This is a genomic window from Anaeromyxobacter sp. Fw109-5 (assembly GCF_000017505.1).
Taxonomy (GTDB): domain Bacteria; phylum Myxococcota; class Myxococcia; order Myxococcales; family Anaeromyxobacteraceae; genus Anaeromyxobacter.
Map to the genome: position 1 here is coordinate 4,805,681 of NC_009675.1, position 15,982 is coordinate 4,821,662.

Genomic DNA, 15,982 nt, shown 5'->3' on the forward strand with positions numbered 1-15,982 from the left:
GTGGGGCTCGCCGACGCCGTCATCGCCGCGCTCGTGCTCGCGGGCGCAGCCTTCCTGCTGTACCGCTCGCTCTTCAAGGGGAAGGGCCCCTGCCACGGCTGCAGCTCCGGTGGCTGCGGCGCGCGCGCGCCTGCCCCCGCCCCGCTCGTGCGGCTCGGCTCGCAACCGCGGGCCGGCGGCGAGCAGGGGAACCCGCCGCCGGCCTGTCACCGACCGTGATCCGCGCCAACGAGAGCGCTGTACGGGACGGCGCGTGAGCCCCGAGCAACGCGAGGGGCGCAGCCCCCCGTCAGATCATGCCTGAACCCTGGCGCGATTCGAGACAGCGAAGCTGATCTCGGATCGCGAACCATGGCTCAGGCCTGGCCAGCGGCGACCAGGATCCAGCGCAGCGCCAGCCCGCCCGCGAGCACCAGCGCGGGCGCGACCCGGGTGGCGCCGAGGTGCAGCCGCGCCTCGAGCGTCTCGAGCAGGAGCGGCACGGCGAGCCCGGCGATGACGACGAGGCTCCAGAACTCGGCCGTGAAGGCCCCGCCGAGCACGAGCCCGGCGGCGGCCTGCCCGGTCGCACCGCTCGTCGAGAGCCCGACGAGGAAGAGGACGAGCAGCGCCGCCTCGACCGCGATGGCCGCCCGATCCCAGCGGGTCACGAGCTCGCGCTCCTCGGCGTCGAGGCCGAAGAGGAGCAGGAAGGCCGCGCCGGTGGAGAGGCCGGACACGAGGAACAGCGGCCCGAGGAGCGAGGAGCTCCAGAGGGCGCGCGCACCGAGGGTGGAGAGCAGGATGCCGGTGTACACGCCGAGCGCGACGCCCATCCACAGGTTGGCCTGGAGCAGCGCCGGGGCGTGGCGCCGCCCGACGGCGCCCGCGGCGCGGACCAGGCCGCCGAGGCGAACCCGGCCGGCGAGCGCCACGACGCGCTCCGCCTGCGCCTCGCCGAGCCCGGCGAGCGCGACGAGCAGGCTCACCGGGTAGACGAGCACGAGGATCCAGGCGCCCCACGACATGGGCGAGGTCCAGCGGAACGCGAGGTAGAAGCGCCACACGTGCGCCTTGTGGGCGAGGTCGAGGAAGAGCGCCCCCATCCCGATCGACACGAGCACCGGCGCGGCGAAGGCGAGCCAGCGCGCGGCGCCGGAGCGCTCCTCCCGCCTGAGCGCGAGGAGCGAGGTGACGATCATGAGCCCCGCGGCCATGCCGCCGAGGAACAGGTAGACGGGGATCTCCCAGCCCCAGACGTGAAGCTGCGGATCGATGAGCCGGCTGTGCCGCGCGAGATCGAGCTCGGTCATGGTGGTCTCCCGTTCGTGGCTACCCGCTGCAGCCGCCGCCGCCGGCCTTGCGCCCGCCCGGCGCGGCGACGGTGGGCGTGGGGGGCGGAGGCGCGGACTTCATGCCGGTCATCGCCGCGTGGATCCCGGCGCGGAGGCGGTACGCCTCGAGCTCCGCCGCCGGCGCCCCGGGGGCGGGCGGGGCCGTGGGAACGAGCGCGAGCTGCTGCCACGCCGCCCACCCGCCCTCGAGCACGTACACGCGGCCGGCGTACGCCGCCGCGGCCGGCGGCGTCGCGGCGAGGGGGGCGTCGGCGACGAGCACGAGATCGCGCGCGGCCGGGGCCTCGGCGAGGCCGAGCTCGCCGAGCTTCTCGGCGGGCACGCACTCGGCGCCGGGGATCCGCTTCGCCGAGCAGGCCTCGAGCGAGCGCAGATCGAGGATGCGGAGCTTCCACGGCTCGTCGAACACGCGGCGCGCGAGGGCGAGCGGCGCGACGGCCGTCGCCTCGCGGCCCACCTCTCGCGCCCCCGTGGGCGTCGCGAGGCCGACGAGGCCCACGGCCGCCGCGGCGGCGAGGCCCGCGAAGACGAAGCGGCCGGCCCGCCCGGCCGGCGTCGGCACCGCGTGCGGATCGGTGCGGCCGGACAGGACGCGCTCGAGCTTCTCCGCGCCCACGAAGCAGCCGACGGCCATGGCGGTGACGCCGAGCGCGACCACGTACGGGCCGGAGCTCGCCGGCAGGTGGAACAGCTCCCAGAGGTAGAAGTTGCCGAGGGCGCCGGCGTTGTGGAAGGCCGCGAAGCCGGGCCGCCACTCCAGCTCGGCCCAGATCACCTGCCCGACGATGACGCCGAGCACGGTCATGAGCCCGTCCACCTTGCCGGAGGCCATCGCCACGAACGACGTGCCGGGGCAGTAGCCCGAGACGATGAAGCCGGCGCCGAGCAGGAAGCCGCCCGCGATCATCGGCACGAGGAAGGTGCCGCTCGTCGCGTGATCGGCGAGCGCGCGGAAGTCGGCGAGCCCGAGCGCGGAGGCGAGCACGACCCCGAGCATCGCCGTCACGATCGCGCTGAACATGACCTTGAAGACGGTCATGTCGTGCCCGTAGAACTGGGCGGCGAGCTTGTTGGCCCGCCCGAAGCCGGCGCGCTCGAGCACGAACCCGAACCCGAAGCCGATGAGGACGGCGAGCACGAGCCCGAGCTCGTGCGCCGGGAGGACGGGGAAGGTCATCGCCACTGCCTCCTCAGGAACCAGGCGAGCGCGTAGCCGCCGCCGAACACCGAGAACATGAAGGCCCAGGCGCCCACCGAGAGGAGCGCGCCGCCCGAGAGCGCCTGGCCCGAGGTGCAGCCGCGCGTCATCTTGGCCGCGGCGCCCATGAGCACCCCGCCCGCGAGGGCGAGCGCGAGGCGCGCCCCCTTGCCGATGCGCGGGCCGCGCAGCACCTCGGCGCCGAGCCGGCCGGAGGTGTACGCGGCGACCACCCCGCCGAGCAGCGCGCCGAGGATCTCGAAGACGAGCCAGGTGACGTGGCCGCTCGCCGCGGCGCGCGCGAGCGGCGGCGTGCTCGCGACGTGGTCCGGCGCGAAGAGGCCGATCGCCGCGATGCCGGCGCGGAGCGACGCGCCCGAGGCGCCGAGCCCGCTGCCCATCACCAGGAACGAGGTGAAGAGCACGAGCCCGAGCGCGACGCCGGCGAGGTACGGGTTCCAGAACTTGTCGGGGTTCCGTTCCATGCAGGCTCCTACACGAGGAAGAAGACGTTCGGCTCGTTGCCCGACCCGGGCTGGAGCACCTTCACGCGCCGGGAGCGCGTGAGCTGCGCCACGCGGCTCGCGGGATCGGAGAGGTCGCCGAAGGTGAGCGCGCGCGTGGGGCAGGTCTCGACGCACGCGGGCGGCTTCCCCTCGCGGACGCGGTGCAGGCAGAAGGTGCACTTGTCCACGTGGCCCTCGGGGTGGACGTAGCGCGCGCCGTACGGGCAGGAGGCGATGCACGCCTTGCAGCCGGTGCACTTCGCCCGCGCCACCCCCACCACCCCGCCGTCGGCGACGTGGCTCGCGCCGGTCGGGCAGGCGCTGACGCAGGAGGGGTGGCTGCACTGGTTGCAGCGCTCCGAGCGGATCTCCAGCGTGAGCGCGGGGAACGTGCCGCGCGTCTCCTGCGCGATCCAGTCGCGGAACCCTCCGCTCGGCAGCGCGTTCTCCGTCTTGCAGGCGATGACGCAGGCGTTGCAGCCGACGCAGCGCGCGGTGTCGACCGCCATGGCGTAGCGCTTCCTCATGCCGCCCTCTCGGCGCGCTCGATGCGCACGAAGTTCACGCTCATGCCCGTGCCGCCCATGATCGGATCCACCGCGTAGCGGGTGACGAGCTCGGTGTCGGAGGCGCCGCGGCCGTACGCGTAGCGGAGCCGGCGCGCCGTCTGCCCCCAGCCGTGGACGAGGTACACGCAGTCCCCGCGGATCCGCTGGGTCACCTTCGCCCGCACCGGCCCCGCGCGCGCGCCGTCCTGGTTCACCAGGAACACGCGCGCGCCGTCCTCGAGCGGTCCGTCGAGCCCGGGCAGCGCCCGCGCCGCGTCCGCGTTCACCCACACCTCGTTCTCCGGGTACGGCTCGGCGAGGAGCCGGTTGTTCACCGTGCGGCCGAAGGTGTGCGTGGGGGCGCGTCCCATGAGCAGCCGGAACTGGCCGGGCGGCGGCTCCTCGTGCGGGTAGTACTGCGGGAGCGGGTCGAAGCCCAGCTTCGCGAGCTCCTCGCTGCGGAGGTGGATCTTCCCCGAGTCGGTGTCCACCGTGACCGCCAGCCCCTCCTCCTCGCAGGTGGCGACCTCCCGGCCGAGGATGACGCCGGTCTCCCGGGCGCGCGCGACGTCGTGGCCGCCCGCCCGCAGGCGCGCGTCCACGTACTCGCGCGCGTCCTTCCACGGGAAGTGCTCGGCGAGCCCGACGCGGCCGGCGAGCTCCTTCGCGATCCACCACCCGGGCTTCGAGTCGTGGAGCGGCGGCACCGCCTCCTGGCGCAGCGCCAGGAACGGCCGCTTGTAGGCGGGCGCGGCGACGTCGTCGTCGCGCTCCAGGTAGGTCGCCTCGGGGAGCACCACGTCGCTCCAGCCGCAGATCTCCGCGGGCAGCACGTCGATGGAGACGACGAAGTCCAGCCCCTCGAGCGCCTTCACCGTCTGGCGCCGGTCCGGCAGCGCCTGGAGCAGGTTGCAGCCGTAGACGATCCACGCCTTGAGGTCGTAGAGCGCCTGGCCCGACACGCTCGCGTCGCAGAGCCCCGAGGCGATGACCTCGGTCGCGACGGGGAAGCCGCCCTTCTTCGGCCGGTCGGCGGCCCCCTTCCCGCCGTGCGGGGGCTCCGCCGCGGTCGGGTACGGCGGGAGCGACAGCTTCGCGTGGCTCACGTAGCCGCCGCGCCGGCCCCAGCTGCCGAGCAGGGCCGCCAGGATCGCCATGGCCCGCGCGCGCTGCGTGTCGTCGCCGTACCACGTGGTGTGGCGGCCCGGGTGGACGAGCGACGCCGGGCGCGCCGAGGCGATGAGCCGCGCGCTGTCGCGGATGAGCTCCGGGCGGATGCCGGTGATGGGGTACGCCCACTCCGGCGTCTTGTCGGCGACGTGCGCGCGGAGCTCCTCGAGCCCGACGGCGTGCTTCGCCAGGTACTCGGCGTCGTACGTCTTCTCCTCCAGCATCACGTTCATCCAGGCGAGGAGCAGCGCGATGTCCGTGCCCGGCTTGATGGGCAGCCAGTAGCGCGCCTTGCTCGCCGCCACCGAGAAGCGCGGATCGACCACCACGAGCTGGGCGCCGCGCCCGATGGCCTCGGCCAGCTCCTGCACCTGGGTGTTGTGCATGTTCTCGCCCAGGTGGCTGCCGATGAGCGTGATCACCCGGGCGTTGGCGAGGTCGATGGGCTCGGGCGAGCCGAGCGGCGTGCCGAAGGTGAGGAGGTACCCCGCCTCGCGCGGCCCGCGGCACTGCGCGTACGAGGGCGCGCCGACGTTGGGCGAGCCCCACGCCTTCATGAACTGCTTGAACCAGCTGCCTCCCGACCCGTGCGTGAAGAGCGCCACCGCCTCCGGGCCGTGACGGCGCTTCACCTCGAGGAGCCCCTCGCCGACGCGGTTCAGCGCCGCGTCCCAGCTCACCTCCTCGAACACGTCCTCGCCGCGCTTCTGCGTGCGGACGAGCGGCCTCCTCAGGCGATCGGGATCGTAGAGGAGGCCGGTCGCGCCGGCGCCGCGCGGGCAGAGCATGCCGCGCGAGAGGGGGTGGTCGGGGTTGCCGACCACCTTGGTGACCCGCCCGTCCTTCACGTGGGCCTGCACCCCGCAGCCCCAGAAGCAGAGCTCGCAGTACGAGGCGACGACGCGGTCGCCCTCCGTGCCGGGATCCTCGACGCGGTCGGCGTCGAGGCCCCACCAGCGCGTGGTGAGCCCGGAGGCGAGCGCCGCTCCGCCCGCGGCGGCGCCGCCGATCTGGATGAACTTCCTGCGGGTGAGGGTCATCGCTCGCTCCTTCGGTGAGGTCCGGCGGCGCTGGGGCGGCGCGCGGCTAGAAGCGGTAGCAGAGGGCGACGTCGACCGCGAGCTGCGACATCTCCGTCGAGTAGGAGGAGATGCCCTGCTCCGCGGGGTTCGCGCCCTCGATGCTGGCGTTCAGCGCGTAGACCCCGGCGACGTTCGCGCTGAGGCGATCGCTGAAGACGTAGCCGGCGCCGGCGGTCACGTGGTGCTCGGAGACGGCCGGGAACGCCATGTTCTCGAACGCCCGGTCGGGATCGAGCGGCATCTTGCCGTAGTTGTAGCCGGCGCGGAGCGCGAGCTTCGGGGTCGCCATCACCTGCGTGCCGACCTTCACGACCCACTGGTCGCTCCAGCCCATGTCGAACGGCATCGCCCCGGTGGCCATCGGGTCGCTGGAGTACTGGGGGAGCCCGTCGCCCATCGTGCTCGACCAGTCGATCCACTGCACGTCGACGGCGAGGAGCAGCGCGTCCACCGGCGTCACGGCCACGCCGAGGGTGGCGCTCTGCGGCTGGTCGAAGGCGAGCTCGTCGGTGCCGGCAGGGTTGGTGCCGCCCGTCATCGGGTTCGGGCGCTCGGGCACCGTGAAGGAGAAGTCCTGGAACCAGCTGCGCGTCTCGTACGCCGCGCCGAAGGAGACGCGCTTCACCGGAGAGTACTTCACGCCGAAGGTCGCGCCGGCTCCGAACGAGGTGGCGGTGTCATGCGCGGCCTGGCCGGCGCCGGAGGCCACGTCGTACTCCATCTGCGCGACCATGAGGTTCGCGGTCACGCCGAGGCTGAGCCGGTCGCTCACGCGATACGCCGCGGCGGGCGTGAAGCGGCCCTGCATGTACGACGTCAGCGTCGGCCCGTTGTAGAGGTTCATCCCGTAGTCGACGCCCATGCCGGCGACGCCGAACACGCCGATGCCGGTGGTGAGCCGGTCCGTCACCGGCTGGACGTAGGCGAGGAGCGGGATCGGCGAGGCGCCGCGGTCCGAGTCCAGCGACGCGCCGTCGTTCGCGACGAACATCTGGGGCATGGGCCCGCTCCCGCTGGCGCTGTAGCTCACCGACGGCTTGAAGTAGGAGCCGCCGAGCTCGAGGCGGCGGCCCAGGTCGGCCATGCCGGCGGGGTTCGTGAGCAGCGAGGCCGCGTCGAGCGTCGCGCCGACGCCCACGCCGCCCATGGCGTCCTGCACCGGGCTGAAGCCGATCATCCGCATGCCGTTCGTGGCGTGCGCCGCCGCCGGCGCGAGGAGCGACAGCGCGGCGAGGAGCGAGGCGATCCTGTTCGTCGTCATTGGCCCTTCCCTTCGTTCGGCGCGCCGGACGTGCCGGGGCGCGGTCGGTCGCCAGGCGGCATCGCCGTGGCATGTCTCGTCCCAGACGGCGATTGCGCGCCGCGTGCCCACGCGGGGTGGGCAGCAAATTCGAAGGGTTGGCTCGGATGAGCGACGACGCGTTTCAGCTGCGACGACACGCCACGTTTCATCGTGAAACGTGCTGTGTCATGGAGGGAGCCTGCACCCGGGCCGCTCACCCCGAGGCCGTGGAAGGGTGGACGGCGGGTCCGGAGGTTCCGATGCAAGCCGCTCCCGAGAGCACCCGTGACGTCGCCTTCGCCGCCGTGAACGCCGCGTTCGGCTCGCTCGGCCGCATCTGCATGGCGCTCGACTCCCAGTTCCGGATCCGCCACGCCTCGGAGCGCATGGAGTCGCTGCTCGGCGCGGGGGCCGCGGGGCGCATCGCGGGCGCGCCCGTCGAGACGGTGCTCGGGACGGAGCTGTTCGGGACGGACGGGCCGCTCCGCCAGGCGCTCCTCGCGGGAGAGCGGCGGGAGGGCTGGCGCGCCTACCTCCAGTGCGAGCGCGGCCCGCGCCTGCTCTCGGTCACGGCCGCCCCCCTCGAGCACGATCCTCACGGCGTCTGCGATCCCTCCGCCGCCTACCTGGTCGTCCTCCGCCCCGCGGACGACGAGTCCCCGGACGTCTGCGCGCCCGTCGCCGGGTTCGGCGTCATGTGCCGCTCGCAGGCGATGACGCGGGTGTTCCGGCTCATCGAGACCCTGCAGCACAGCGAGTCGACCGTGCTCGTCACCGGCGAGAGCGGGACCGGCAAGGAGGTGATGGCGCGCATCATCCACGCGCACTCGCCGCGCCGGAACGGCCCGTTCGTCGCCGTGAACGCGGCGGCGCTGCCCGCCGAGCTGCTCGAGAGCGAGCTCTTCGGCCACGTGCGCGGCGCGTTCACGGGCGCCATCCGCGACCGCCTCGGCCGCTTCGAGGCGGCCGAGGGCGGGACGCTCTTCCTCGACGAGGTGGGCGACCTGCCCTTGCCGGTGCAGGTGAAGCTGCTGCGCGTCCTCCAGGAGCACACCTACGAGCGCGTCGGCGACGACGCCGAGCGGCGCACCAGCGCGCGCATCATCGCCGCCACGCACCGCGATCTGCGCCGGGCCGTCGCGGCCGGGACCTTCCGCGAGGACCTCTACTACCGCCTGCGCGTCTTCCCGGTGGAGCTCCCGCCGCTGCGGGCGCGGCGCGAGGACATCGAGCCCATCGCGCGGGTCCTCCTCGGGCGCGTGGGCGCGCGAACGGCGCGCGCGCTCCGCTTCTCGCCCGACGCGCTCCGCGTCCTCCTGTCCTACGACTGGCCCGGCAACGTGCGCGAGCTCGAGAACGCCCTCGAGTACGCCGCCACGGTGTGCCAGGGGCAGACGCTCCAGCCCGAGGACCTCCCGCCGGAGATCGTCGCCGGCGCGCCGCACCGCGAGCCCCTCGCGGCGCCCCTCGCGGCGGGCTCCTCCACCCCCGCCCAGCTCGCGGCCGCCGCCGCCCGCCGCGCGAGCCCGCACGACGAGCGCGCGTCGCTGCAGGCGGCGCTCGACGCGCACCGCTGGAACCGGGCGGACACCGCCAAGGCGCTGGGCCTGTCGCGCAGCACGCTCTGGCGGCGGATGCGGGCGCTCGGGCTGCTCGAGCCGGCGGAGGGCGCGCAGGCGGCGGGCTGACGGTCTCGCCCCGGCGGCGAGGCCTCGCGGCGCCCCGGCCGCGGGGCGGGCCCCCTCACCGGCGGCGGCAGGATGGTGCCGTCAGCGCCGCGCCATCCCCCACCCCCGCTCCACCGCCCGCATCCCGCGCTCGAACGCCTCGGCGTTCACGGCGGCGAGCGCGGCGCGCTTCTGGAGCGCCTGGCGGATGACGGCGAGGAACGTCTCGGGGGGGAAGAGCCCGGTCGCGCCCTGAAGGGCGCCCAGCGCCACGACGTTCTTCACGAGCGGGTGACCCAGCGCGGCGGCGATCTCGGAGAGCGGTACGCCCAGCGCGCGGACGCCCGCGGGCAGCGCGGGGGACTCGCGGATGACGGAGCGGTCGTAGAGCGCGATGCCGGCCGGCGCGACGGCGGGGCCGAACTTCGCGAGGCTGGGCGCGTTGAAGGCGACGAGCGCGTGCGGCGCCGGGACGTCGGGGGAGAGCACCTGCGTGCCGGCGATCTTCACGTCGGCGTAGGAGGTGCCGCCGCGGGACTCCGGCCCGTAGCTCGGGATGTGCGTCGCGTCGAGCCCCTCGTTCACCGCCGCGTGGACCATCACCATGGCGGCCGTCTGGGCGCCGTCGCCCCCCGCGCCCGCGAACTTGAGCCCGAGCTCGTCGCCGCCGAACGGCGTGGCGGGGAAGCCGGACGCGAAGCGGGGGACGGCGGCCCCGCGCGCGTCGATGGCGTCGAGGAGCGCGTCGGCATCGTACGTGGGCGAGCGCCAGGCACCCCAGCTCGCCGTCGCGGCGACGTCCTTCTTCACCCCGAGCGGGAACACCGGGACCATCTGCTCCCTCACCCACCTCTCCGCCTCCGCCGGCGAGAGGCGCAGGTGCGTCGGGCACTCGGCGAGCACCTCCACGAAGGAGAAGCCCTTGTTCTCCGCCTGGAGCTGGAGCGCCTTCTTCACCGCCTTCGCGGCGCGGACCCGCTGCTTCGCGTCGAAGAGGGCGACGCGCTCCACGTACACCGGGCCGTCCAGCTGGGCGATGAGCTCCGCCATCTTGAGCGGCTTGCCCATGCTGGCGTCGCGCCCCTCGGGCGAGGTGGTGGTCTTCTGGCCGAGGAGCGTGGTGGGCGCGATCTGCCCGCCGGTCATGCCGTAGATGGCGTTGTTCACGAAGACGACGGAGAGCGGCAGGCCGAGCTGCGCGGCGTGGACGATCTCGGCGAGCCCGATGGAGGCGAGGTCGCCGTCGCCCTGGTAGCTCACCACCACGCTGTTCGGGTTCGCGAGCTTGTGGCCGATGGCGACGGCGGGCGCGCGGCCGTGCGGCGCCTGCGTGTTCCCCACGTCGAGGTAGTAATAGAGGAAGACGCTGCAGCCGACCGGGGAGATCGCGATGGTCCGGTCCTGGATGCCGAGCTCGTCGATGGCGTCGGCGAGGTAGCGGTGCACGAGCCCGTGGCCGCAGCCCGGGCAGTAGTGCGTGCTGCGGCCCTTCAGCCCCTCTCCGTGGTCGTGCCGCTCGAACCGCTCGTAGAACACGCTCACGCCGTCACCTGCCTTGCCGCGGCCCGTACCGCCTCGGCGATCTCGCGCTGGGAGGGGAGCACGCCGCCGTGCCGTCGCACGTGCGCGATGGCGACGCCGGCCCCGGCGCCGGCGTGCGCGAGCGCGAGGCGCAGCTCGTCCTCGAGCTGTCCCTCGCTCGCCTCCACCACCACGATCCGGCGGGCCCGCTCGAGGAGCGGGAGGAGCGGCTTCAGCGGGAAGGGCCAGACCGTCTGCGGTCGGAAGAGGCCCACCGCCACCCCCTCGGCGCGGAGCGCGCTCACCGCGCCCGCCGCCATGCGCGCGGGCGTGCCGCAGGCGACGACCAGGGTCTCGGCGTCCTCGCAGCGGAGCAGCTCCGCGCGCTGCTCGGCCTCGGTCATGCGGGCGTACTTGTCGAGCAGGTGAAGGACGTGCGCCTCCTGGTCGTGCTCGCACAGGCAGATCGACGCATGGACGTTCGCGCGGTGCGCGGCGTCGCCGCAGACCGCCCAGCCAGGCAGCCCGGGCTTCACGAGCGCGGCGGGGAGGTCGACCCTGCCGGTCATCTGGCCGAGGTGCGCGTCGGCGGCCACGATCACCGGGTTGCGGTAGCTGAAGGCGAGCTCGAACGCGAGCATCGTGAAGTCGAGCATCTCCTGCGGCGTCGCGGGCGCGAGGACGATGGCGTGGGTGGTGCCGTGGCCGAGGCCGCGGCAGGCGAGCTTCAGGTCCGACTGCTCCGGCGCGATGTTCCCGAGGCCGGGGCCCGCGCGCATCACGTTCACGAACACGGCGGGGAGCTCGGCGCCGACGAGGTACGAGACGCCCTCGAGCATCAGGCTGAAGCCGGGCGACGACGTGTACGTCATCGTGCGCCGGCCGGCCCCGCCCGCGCCGTACATCATGTTCACCGTCGCGACCTCGCTCGGCGCCTGCAGGAAGCTCCCGCCCAGGGCGGGGAGCAGCTTCGCCATGAGCTCCGCCCCCTCCGTGGACGGCGTGATCGGGTAGCCGTAGAAGTGGCGGCAGCCCGCGAGGAGCGCGCCGATGGCGGAGGCGTGGGTGCCCTTCACCACCAGCGGACGTCCGCGCGGCAGCGGAAACCGCTCGTCGGGGACGTCCCTCGCCCGTTCGGGCGGGGGTGAACGCCGGCCCGGAGCCGCCGGGCCCCCGGCTGGCGCCATCTCCAGCCCGTACGGCTCGGGGCACGCCTCGACGCACAGCCCGCAGCCGTTGCAGGCGTCGAGGCTCAGCACCACCGGGACGAGGCCGCTCAGCGGGTGGATCTCGTCGCCGGGCGCGAGACAGCCGTGCGCACAGGCCTCCAGGCAGCGCCGGCAGCCCTTGCAGCACTCGTCGTGGAGGACCGGCCTCTCGGCGACGTCGACGTGGGCCACGGGACTCCTCCGCCGCCGGACCGCGCGGCCTTCGCGAAAAGGCGACGGTCAAGGTACTCGGGATGAGGGACAAGTCCAAGCCGCTCGGGGCGGAAGTCCCCCTCCCGAGGGGCCGCCGGCGCCGCGCCGCGGGCGAGCCGTTGGACGCGCAACGAGATCGGGGCGGGCGAGGGCGCGCGTGCGATCGCACCACCCTCGCGCAGCACCGCTCGTCGCCCCGAAGCGCCCCATGTCGCCCGCGGACCGCACCGCCTCCTCCGGCGCCTCCACCACGCCGAGCGGGTGGTGGCCGGCGCCGCCGGCGTTCTCACGGTCGAGGCAGGCGACGCACCTCGGTCGGCGGCGGGTACTTCGCGGTGGGTGACATCTCGCCTCCCGCCGTCGGGTCGCCTCGCCCCGGTGGGTGCGGCCGACCGCGGGCGCGCGCGGTGGCCCGACAGCGTGACGTGCTCCGCGGCCAGGCCCCCGCACGCCCTCCGTGGATCTTCGGATCGCGCGCGCCGCGATCGGCCCCGGTCGGCCCGCCCGGTCGGCCCGCGGGTTCGTGCTCGCGGGCGGAGGGCGCCGCAGGTTTGGTCCGGAGGCGAGCGATGGCGACGGAGGAGGCTGGGAAGCTCGGCGCGCCGGGACGCGGGGGCACCGACGAGGCGCGCCACGACCGTGCCGGGGGCCGCGCTGGGCGCGCGGACGGCGGATCCGGACCGGAACACGACGACCTCCTCGAGGTGGCGCTCACGCCCGCGGAGGTGCTCGCGGCGCTCGCGAGGCTCGACGTGGAGGCGGCGCTGGCCTACGAGGCCGCCGCCGGGCTGGCAGACGACGACGAGACCGTCCGGCAGCTGCGCAGGTTCGGACGGGACCACCGCCGCCACGCGGAGGTGCTCGCCCGCCTGATCGGCGAGCGGGAGGCCGAGCGCGAGCCGGCGCAGCCGGTGCTCCCCGGGCTCGCGCGCGTGGCGGCGGGGCTCGGGCCGGGGTCCCTGACCCTCGCGCTGCTCGCGAACGAGCAGCTCACGAACCTCGCCTACGAGGACGTGCTCGCGTACGCGTGGGACGAGGCCGTGGAGCGCCTGCTCATGGAGCTCCGCGCCGACGAGGAGCGCCACCTGCGCTGGCTGTCCGAGCGGCACGGTCTCTCGGCGACGCCCGCGCCCGCCGATCAGGGGACCTGAGCGTCACCCCGCGCAAGCGCTCCGCCGAGCGGCGGCGCGGCTGCGGCTCCAACCCACCGTGAACGCCCGGAGACACGAAAGCCCGGCCCCTCTCGCGAGGAACCGGGCTCGTGTCGTTCAGACGTGAAGCGGCTTACAGCGGGCGGACGTTCGCCGCCTGGAGGCCCTTCGGGCCGCGCTGAACGTCGAACTCCACCTTCTGGCCCTCGGCCAGGGTGCGGAAGCCCTGCGTCTGGATGGCGGTGTGGTGGCAGAACACGTCCTCGCCACCGCCGTCCTGCGTGATGAACCCGAAACCCTTCGCGTCGTTGAACCACTTCACGGTACCAGTCGCCATTACTCTTACTCTTTTCTCTTCTCAATCGGCGGCAGAGAGTTGCCGCGTCGATGCGCCTCGACACGAGGCCGCCTGGGTGTAACTCGTCGCGCGGCCGGCGTCGAGAGGACCTCGCGGAGATCTTCGCGAAAAAGGGAGGGGGGCCTCCCATCGGGGGCCGGCGCAGGCCCGCTGCCGGAGCGGCGGTCCCGGTCCCTCGTCGGCGCCGGTGTGGGCGAAGGTAGCCGTCCCGAGCGCAGGCATCCGCTCGCGGCGCACGCGTCCCCCTGCTTGAATCCCCGCCACGCGCTCCCCGTCCAAGCCGGTGGAAGCGAACCCACGAACAGGAGCCGACATGATCCGGACCGCCCTCGCCGCCGCCGCCCTCCTCGCCCTGCCCGCCGCGGGCCACGCGCAGGTCGGGCGCGCCCCCGCCGAGCGCGCCCAGGATCGGGCCGAGCTGCGGCAGGACCGCCGCGAGCTCGCCCGCGACCGGCGCGATCTCCGCTGGATGCGGGAGCTCCTCACCAGGTTCGACGCGGCCCGTGCCCGCCGCGATCGCCGCGCCCTCGCCGCCGTCGAGCAGGACGTGTCACGCACCCTCGCGTACGAGGAGCGGGAGGCGCGGCTCGAGGTGAGGAACGCGCGGGGCGAGCTCGCCCGCGAGCGGGCCGAGGCCGCCCACGATCGGCGCGACGACCCGCACGATCGCCGCGACGACCGCCGCGACCTGCGCGACGATCGCCGGGACGCGCGCCGCGTCGCCGCCCTCCGCGAGAACTTCGCGCGGCTCGAGGGGCGGATGAACCGCCGCGCCCTGGACCGCAAGCGCGACATGCTCGTGGAGCTGATCCGCATGGCGCGCGCCGAGCTCCGCGAGGACCGCCGCGAGCTGCGCGAGGATCGCCGCGAGCTCCACGAGGCCCCGCACCGCTGAGCGGGCCCCCGCCGGGCCGCCCGCGCGCGGCCCGGCGCGCCTGATCGCGCTCAAGGCCCTACCCCCCCTCCGTCGTGACATCCTCCCGCCGCGCCCGATCGTTCGATCCGCAACGATCGCGAGCGGCGGCGCGGAGGACACCATGCTGAAGTGGACGCCGGCCCTGGCCGTCGGCATCGAAGAGATCGACGAGCAGCACCAGGAGCTGTTCCGGCGCGCCGAGCGATTCGTGGCGAGCCTCGAGACGGCGGACCGTCAGGAGATCGGGATCCTGCTCTCCTACCTGCGCATGTACTGCGTCACGCACTTCGGCGCCGAGGAGGCCTGGATGCGCGACGTCCGCTACGACGGCTACGCCGCGCACAAGGCCGAGCACGACCGCTTCGTGAAGGACGTCCTCCGGCTCTCCGACGAGCACGAGCGGCGAGGCGGCCCGGGCCTCGAGGCGATGAAGGTCGGCTCCTATCTCTCGCGCTGGCTGCGGGAGCACGTGACGAGCACCGACACCGCCTTCGCGCGCTTCCTGCTGTCCCAGAGCGCCTGATCCGCCGCCGGCGGGCGAGCGCCTCCCCCGCCTCCTGCTCACCCCGGCGGCCGCGCCCGGGCACCCCCGCCTACCGCTGGAGCCCGCCCTGCGGCGGGTGGTCTACTCGTGGGGGGCGCGATGCGCCGCGGTCGCGCCGTCGATCGGCGACGCGGCGGAGCGGGTGCCGGGGGGCAGTGCGATGACGGCGCTGCACGAGGCGAGATTCTACGAGCGGCTTCCCGGGAACGAGGTCCACTGCGCGCTCTGCCCGCACGACTGCCACGTGCGCGCGGGCGGGCGCGGCGCGTGCGGCGTCCGCTTCGACGTGCGGGGGACCCTCTACACGCTGGTCTACGACCGCGTGGTGTCGCGCGGGGTCGATCCCATCGAGAAGAAGCCGCTCTTCCACTTCCTGCCGGGCTCGCGCGCGTACTCGATCGCGACCGTGGGCTGCAACCTGCGCTGCTCGTTCTGCCAGAACTGGACGGTGTCGCAGTGGCCGAAGGATCACCTCCCCCGCACGATCGACGCCGGCGGAGGGCGCGAGCCGACCGAGCTCGTGTGCCCCCAGCTCGCCGCCGCGGCCGACGCGGTCGTGGGCGAGGAGGTCACCCCCGACGAGCTCGTGGAGCGCGCGTTGGCGAGCGGCTGCCGCTCCATCGCGTACACCTACACCGAGCCGACCGTCTTCTACGAGCTGGCGCACGACACGGCGGTGCTCGCACGCGCGCGGGGCCTCAAGAACGTGTTCGTGACGAACGGCTTCACGTCGGAGGCGCCGCTGCGCGAGATCGCGAAGGTGCTCGACGCCGCCAACGTCGACCTCAAGTTCTTCGACCCCGAGAGCTACCGGCGCATCAGCCGCGCGCGCCTCGAGCCGATCCTCGACGCCATCCGGCTGTACCGCGCGCTCGGCGTGTGGGTCGAGATCACCACGCTCGTCATCCCCGGCGTGAACGACTCGGACGCCGAGCTGCGGCGCATCGCGGAGTTCGTCCGCTCCGTCGGCCCCGAGGTGCCCTGGCACGTGTCGCAGTTCTACCCCGCGTACAAGATGCTCGACCGACCCTTCACGCCGCTCGAGACCCTGGAGCGGGCCGCCCGCATCGGCCGCGCCGCCGGCATCCGCCACGTGTACGAGGGGAACGTGCCGGGCGCGGACGGCGAGTCCACGCGCTGCCACCTGTGCAACACCCTGCTCGTCGAGCGCTACGGGTTCCACGTGCTCGAAAACCGCATCGCGGCCGGCCGGTGCCCGGCCTGCGGCACGGCGGTGGACGGCGTCGAGATGTCGGCGGTGCCGGCGCCGCGTGCCTGACGTCC

15 protein-coding genes are annotated in these 15,982 nt (G+C 74.3%); 6 read left to right on the forward strand and 9 right to left on the reverse strand.

Going from position 1 to position 15,982, the window contains the following annotated elements:
- Window positions 1–219 carry a hypothetical protein gene (locus ANAE109_RS21075; protein ID WP_041448590.1) on the forward strand — a complete coding sequence of 73 codons (219 nt, stop codon included), beginning with the start codon at window positions 1–3 and terminating at the stop codon, window positions 217–219.
- 137 nt (window positions 220–356) lie between these two features.
- Here ANAE109_RS21075 and nrfD read toward each other — a convergent pair whose 3' ends face one another.
- The 6 genes from nrfD to ANAE109_RS21105 are packed head-to-tail and all read right to left on the reverse strand — an operon-like array spanning window position 357 to window position 7,099.
- Window positions 357–1,292, reverse strand: coding sequence for an NrfD/PsrC family molybdoenzyme membrane anchor subunit (gene nrfD / locus ANAE109_RS21080; RefSeq protein ID WP_012098923.1), 936 nt, complete (start codon window positions 1,290–1,292; stop codon window positions 357–359).
- A gap of 19 nt (window positions 1,293–1,311) precedes the next feature.
- Window positions 1,312–2,511 (reverse strand): YeeE/YedE thiosulfate transporter family protein, encoded by a 1,200-nt coding sequence (locus ANAE109_RS23795; RefSeq protein WP_012098924.1) that lies wholly within the window; start codon window positions 2,509–2,511, stop codon window positions 1,312–1,314.
- Window positions 2,508–3,017, reverse strand: a complete 510-nt coding sequence (locus tag ANAE109_RS21090; protein WP_012098925.1) for a YeeE/YedE thiosulfate transporter family protein — start codon at window positions 3,015–3,017, stop codon at window positions 2,508–2,510. The genes ANAE109_RS23795 and ANAE109_RS21090 overlap by 4 nt, the downstream gene beginning before the upstream one ends.
- Before the next feature lie 8 nt (window positions 3,018–3,025).
- Window positions 3,026–3,565: a 4Fe-4S dicluster domain-containing protein gene (locus ANAE109_RS21095; RefSeq protein WP_012098926.1), complete on the reverse strand. Its 540-nt coding sequence runs from the start codon at window positions 3,563–3,565 to the stop codon at window positions 3,026–3,028.
- Complete coding sequence (locus ANAE109_RS21100) at window positions 3,562–5,796, reverse strand: molybdopterin-dependent oxidoreductase (RefSeq protein WP_012098927.1); 2,235 nt, start codon at window positions 5,794–5,796, stop codon at window positions 3,562–3,564. Before ANAE109_RS21100 ends, ANAE109_RS21095 begins: the two co-directional genes overlap by 4 nt.
- Window positions 5,797–5,842: 46 nt before the next feature.
- On the reverse strand, window positions 5,843–7,099 hold the full coding sequence (locus ANAE109_RS21105; protein WP_012098928.1) for an OmpP1/FadL family transporter: 1,257 nt from the start codon (window positions 7,097–7,099) through the stop codon (window positions 5,843–5,845).
- A gap of 281 nt (window positions 7,100–7,380) precedes the next feature.
- Between ANAE109_RS21105 and ANAE109_RS21110 the strand changes: the two genes are divergently transcribed.
- On the forward strand, window positions 7,381–8,808 hold the full coding sequence (locus tag ANAE109_RS21110; protein WP_012098929.1) for a sigma-54-dependent Fis family transcriptional regulator: 1,428 nt from the start codon (window positions 7,381–7,383) through the stop codon (window positions 8,806–8,808).
- A gap of 81 nt (window positions 8,809–8,889) precedes the next feature.
- On the opposite strand, the gene ANAE109_RS21115 is transcribed toward ANAE109_RS21110, so the two are convergent.
- Both ANAE109_RS21115 and vorB read right to left on the reverse strand, forming a co-directional pair.
- Complete coding sequence (locus tag ANAE109_RS21115; RefSeq protein WP_012098930.1) at window positions 8,890–10,329, reverse strand: 2-oxoacid:acceptor oxidoreductase family protein; 1,440 nt, start codon at window positions 10,327–10,329, stop codon at window positions 8,890–8,892.
- The gene (vorB, locus tag ANAE109_RS21120) at window positions 10,326–11,708 is read right to left on the reverse strand and encodes a 3-methyl-2-oxobutanoate dehydrogenase subunit VorB (protein WP_012098931.1); all 1,383 of its coding nucleotides are present in this window, start codon (window positions 11,706–11,708) and stop codon (window positions 10,326–10,328) included. The genes ANAE109_RS21115 and vorB overlap by 4 nt, the downstream gene beginning before the upstream one ends.
- A 590-nt stretch (window positions 11,709–12,298) precedes the next feature.
- Here vorB and ANAE109_RS21125 point away from each other — a divergent pair.
- Complete coding sequence (locus ANAE109_RS21125; RefSeq protein ID WP_041448591.1) at window positions 12,299–12,880, forward strand: ferritin-like domain-containing protein; 582 nt, start codon at window positions 12,299–12,301, stop codon at window positions 12,878–12,880.
- A gap of 133 nt (window positions 12,881–13,013) precedes the next feature.
- On the opposite strand, the gene ANAE109_RS21130 is transcribed toward ANAE109_RS21125, so the two are convergent.
- Entirely contained in the window at window positions 13,014–13,217 is a 204-nt protein-coding gene (locus ANAE109_RS21130; RefSeq protein WP_012098934.1) for a cold-shock protein, read from the reverse strand.
- Window positions 13,218–13,551: 334 nt separating this feature from the next.
- Between ANAE109_RS21130 and ANAE109_RS21135 the strand changes: the two genes are divergently transcribed.
- The 3 genes from ANAE109_RS21135 (at window position 13,552) to amrS (ending at window position 15,977) form a co-directional block, all read left to right on the forward strand.
- Entirely contained in the window at window positions 13,552–14,133 is a 582-nt protein-coding gene (locus tag ANAE109_RS21135) for a hypothetical protein (protein WP_041448592.1), read from the forward strand.
- Between the two features lie 142 nt (window positions 14,134–14,275).
- The gene (locus ANAE109_RS21140) at window positions 14,276–14,677 is read left to right on the forward strand and encodes a bacteriohemerythrin (protein ID WP_012098936.1); all 402 of its coding nucleotides are present in this window, start codon (window positions 14,276–14,278) and stop codon (window positions 14,675–14,677) included.
- A gap of 181 nt (window positions 14,678–14,858) precedes the next feature.
- Complete coding sequence (gene amrS / locus ANAE109_RS21145) at window positions 14,859–15,977, forward strand: AmmeMemoRadiSam system radical SAM enzyme (protein ID WP_012098937.1); 1,119 nt, start codon at window positions 14,859–14,861, stop codon at window positions 15,975–15,977.
- Window positions 15,978–15,982: the final 5 nt, after the last annotated feature.

What these genes read in the sequence shown, in the direction of transcription:
- ANAE109_RS21125 (WP_041448591.1), top strand. Translation starts at nt 12,299, where the DNA reads ATGGCGACGGAGGAGGCTGGGAAGCTCGGCGCGCCGGGACGCGGGGGC.
- amrS (WP_012098937.1), top strand. Translation starts at nt 14,859, where the DNA reads ATGACGGCGCTGCACGAGGCGAGATTCTACGAGCGGCTTCCCGGGAAC.
- ANAE109_RS21130 (WP_012098934.1), bottom strand. Translation starts at nt 13,217, where the DNA reads ATGGCGACTGGTACCGTGAAGTGGTTCAACGACGCGAAGGGTTTCGGG.
- ANAE109_RS21140 (WP_012098936.1), top strand. Translation starts at nt 14,276, where the DNA reads ATGCTGAAGTGGACGCCGGCCCTGGCCGTCGGCATCGAAGAGATCGAC.
- ANAE109_RS21110 (WP_012098929.1), top strand. Translation starts at nt 7,381, where the DNA reads ATGCAAGCCGCTCCCGAGAGCACCCGTGACGTCGCCTTCGCCGCCGTG.
- nrfD (WP_012098923.1), bottom strand. Translation starts at nt 1,292, where the DNA reads ATGACCGAGCTCGATCTCGCGCGGCACAGCCGGCTCATCGATCCGCAG.
- ANAE109_RS21105 (WP_012098928.1), bottom strand. Translation starts at nt 7,099, where the DNA reads ATGACGACGAACAGGATCGCCTCGCTCCTCGCCGCGCTGTCGCTCCTC.
- ANAE109_RS21135 (WP_041448592.1), top strand. Translation starts at nt 13,552, where the DNA reads ATGATCCGGACCGCCCTCGCCGCCGCCGCCCTCCTCGCCCTGCCCGCC.
- ANAE109_RS23795 (WP_012098924.1), bottom strand. Translation starts at nt 2,511, where the DNA reads ATGACCTTCCCCGTCCTCCCGGCGCACGAGCTCGGGCTCGTGCTCGCC.
- ANAE109_RS21095 (WP_012098926.1), bottom strand. Translation starts at nt 3,565, where the DNA reads ATGAGGAAGCGCTACGCCATGGCGGTCGACACCGCGCGCTGCGTCGGC.
- ANAE109_RS21100 (WP_012098927.1), bottom strand. Translation starts at nt 5,796, where the DNA reads ATGACCCTCACCCGCAGGAAGTTCATCCAGATCGGCGGCGCCGCCGCG.
- ANAE109_RS21090 (WP_012098925.1), bottom strand. Translation starts at nt 3,017, where the DNA reads ATGGAACGGAACCCCGACAAGTTCTGGAACCCGTACCTCGCCGGCGTC.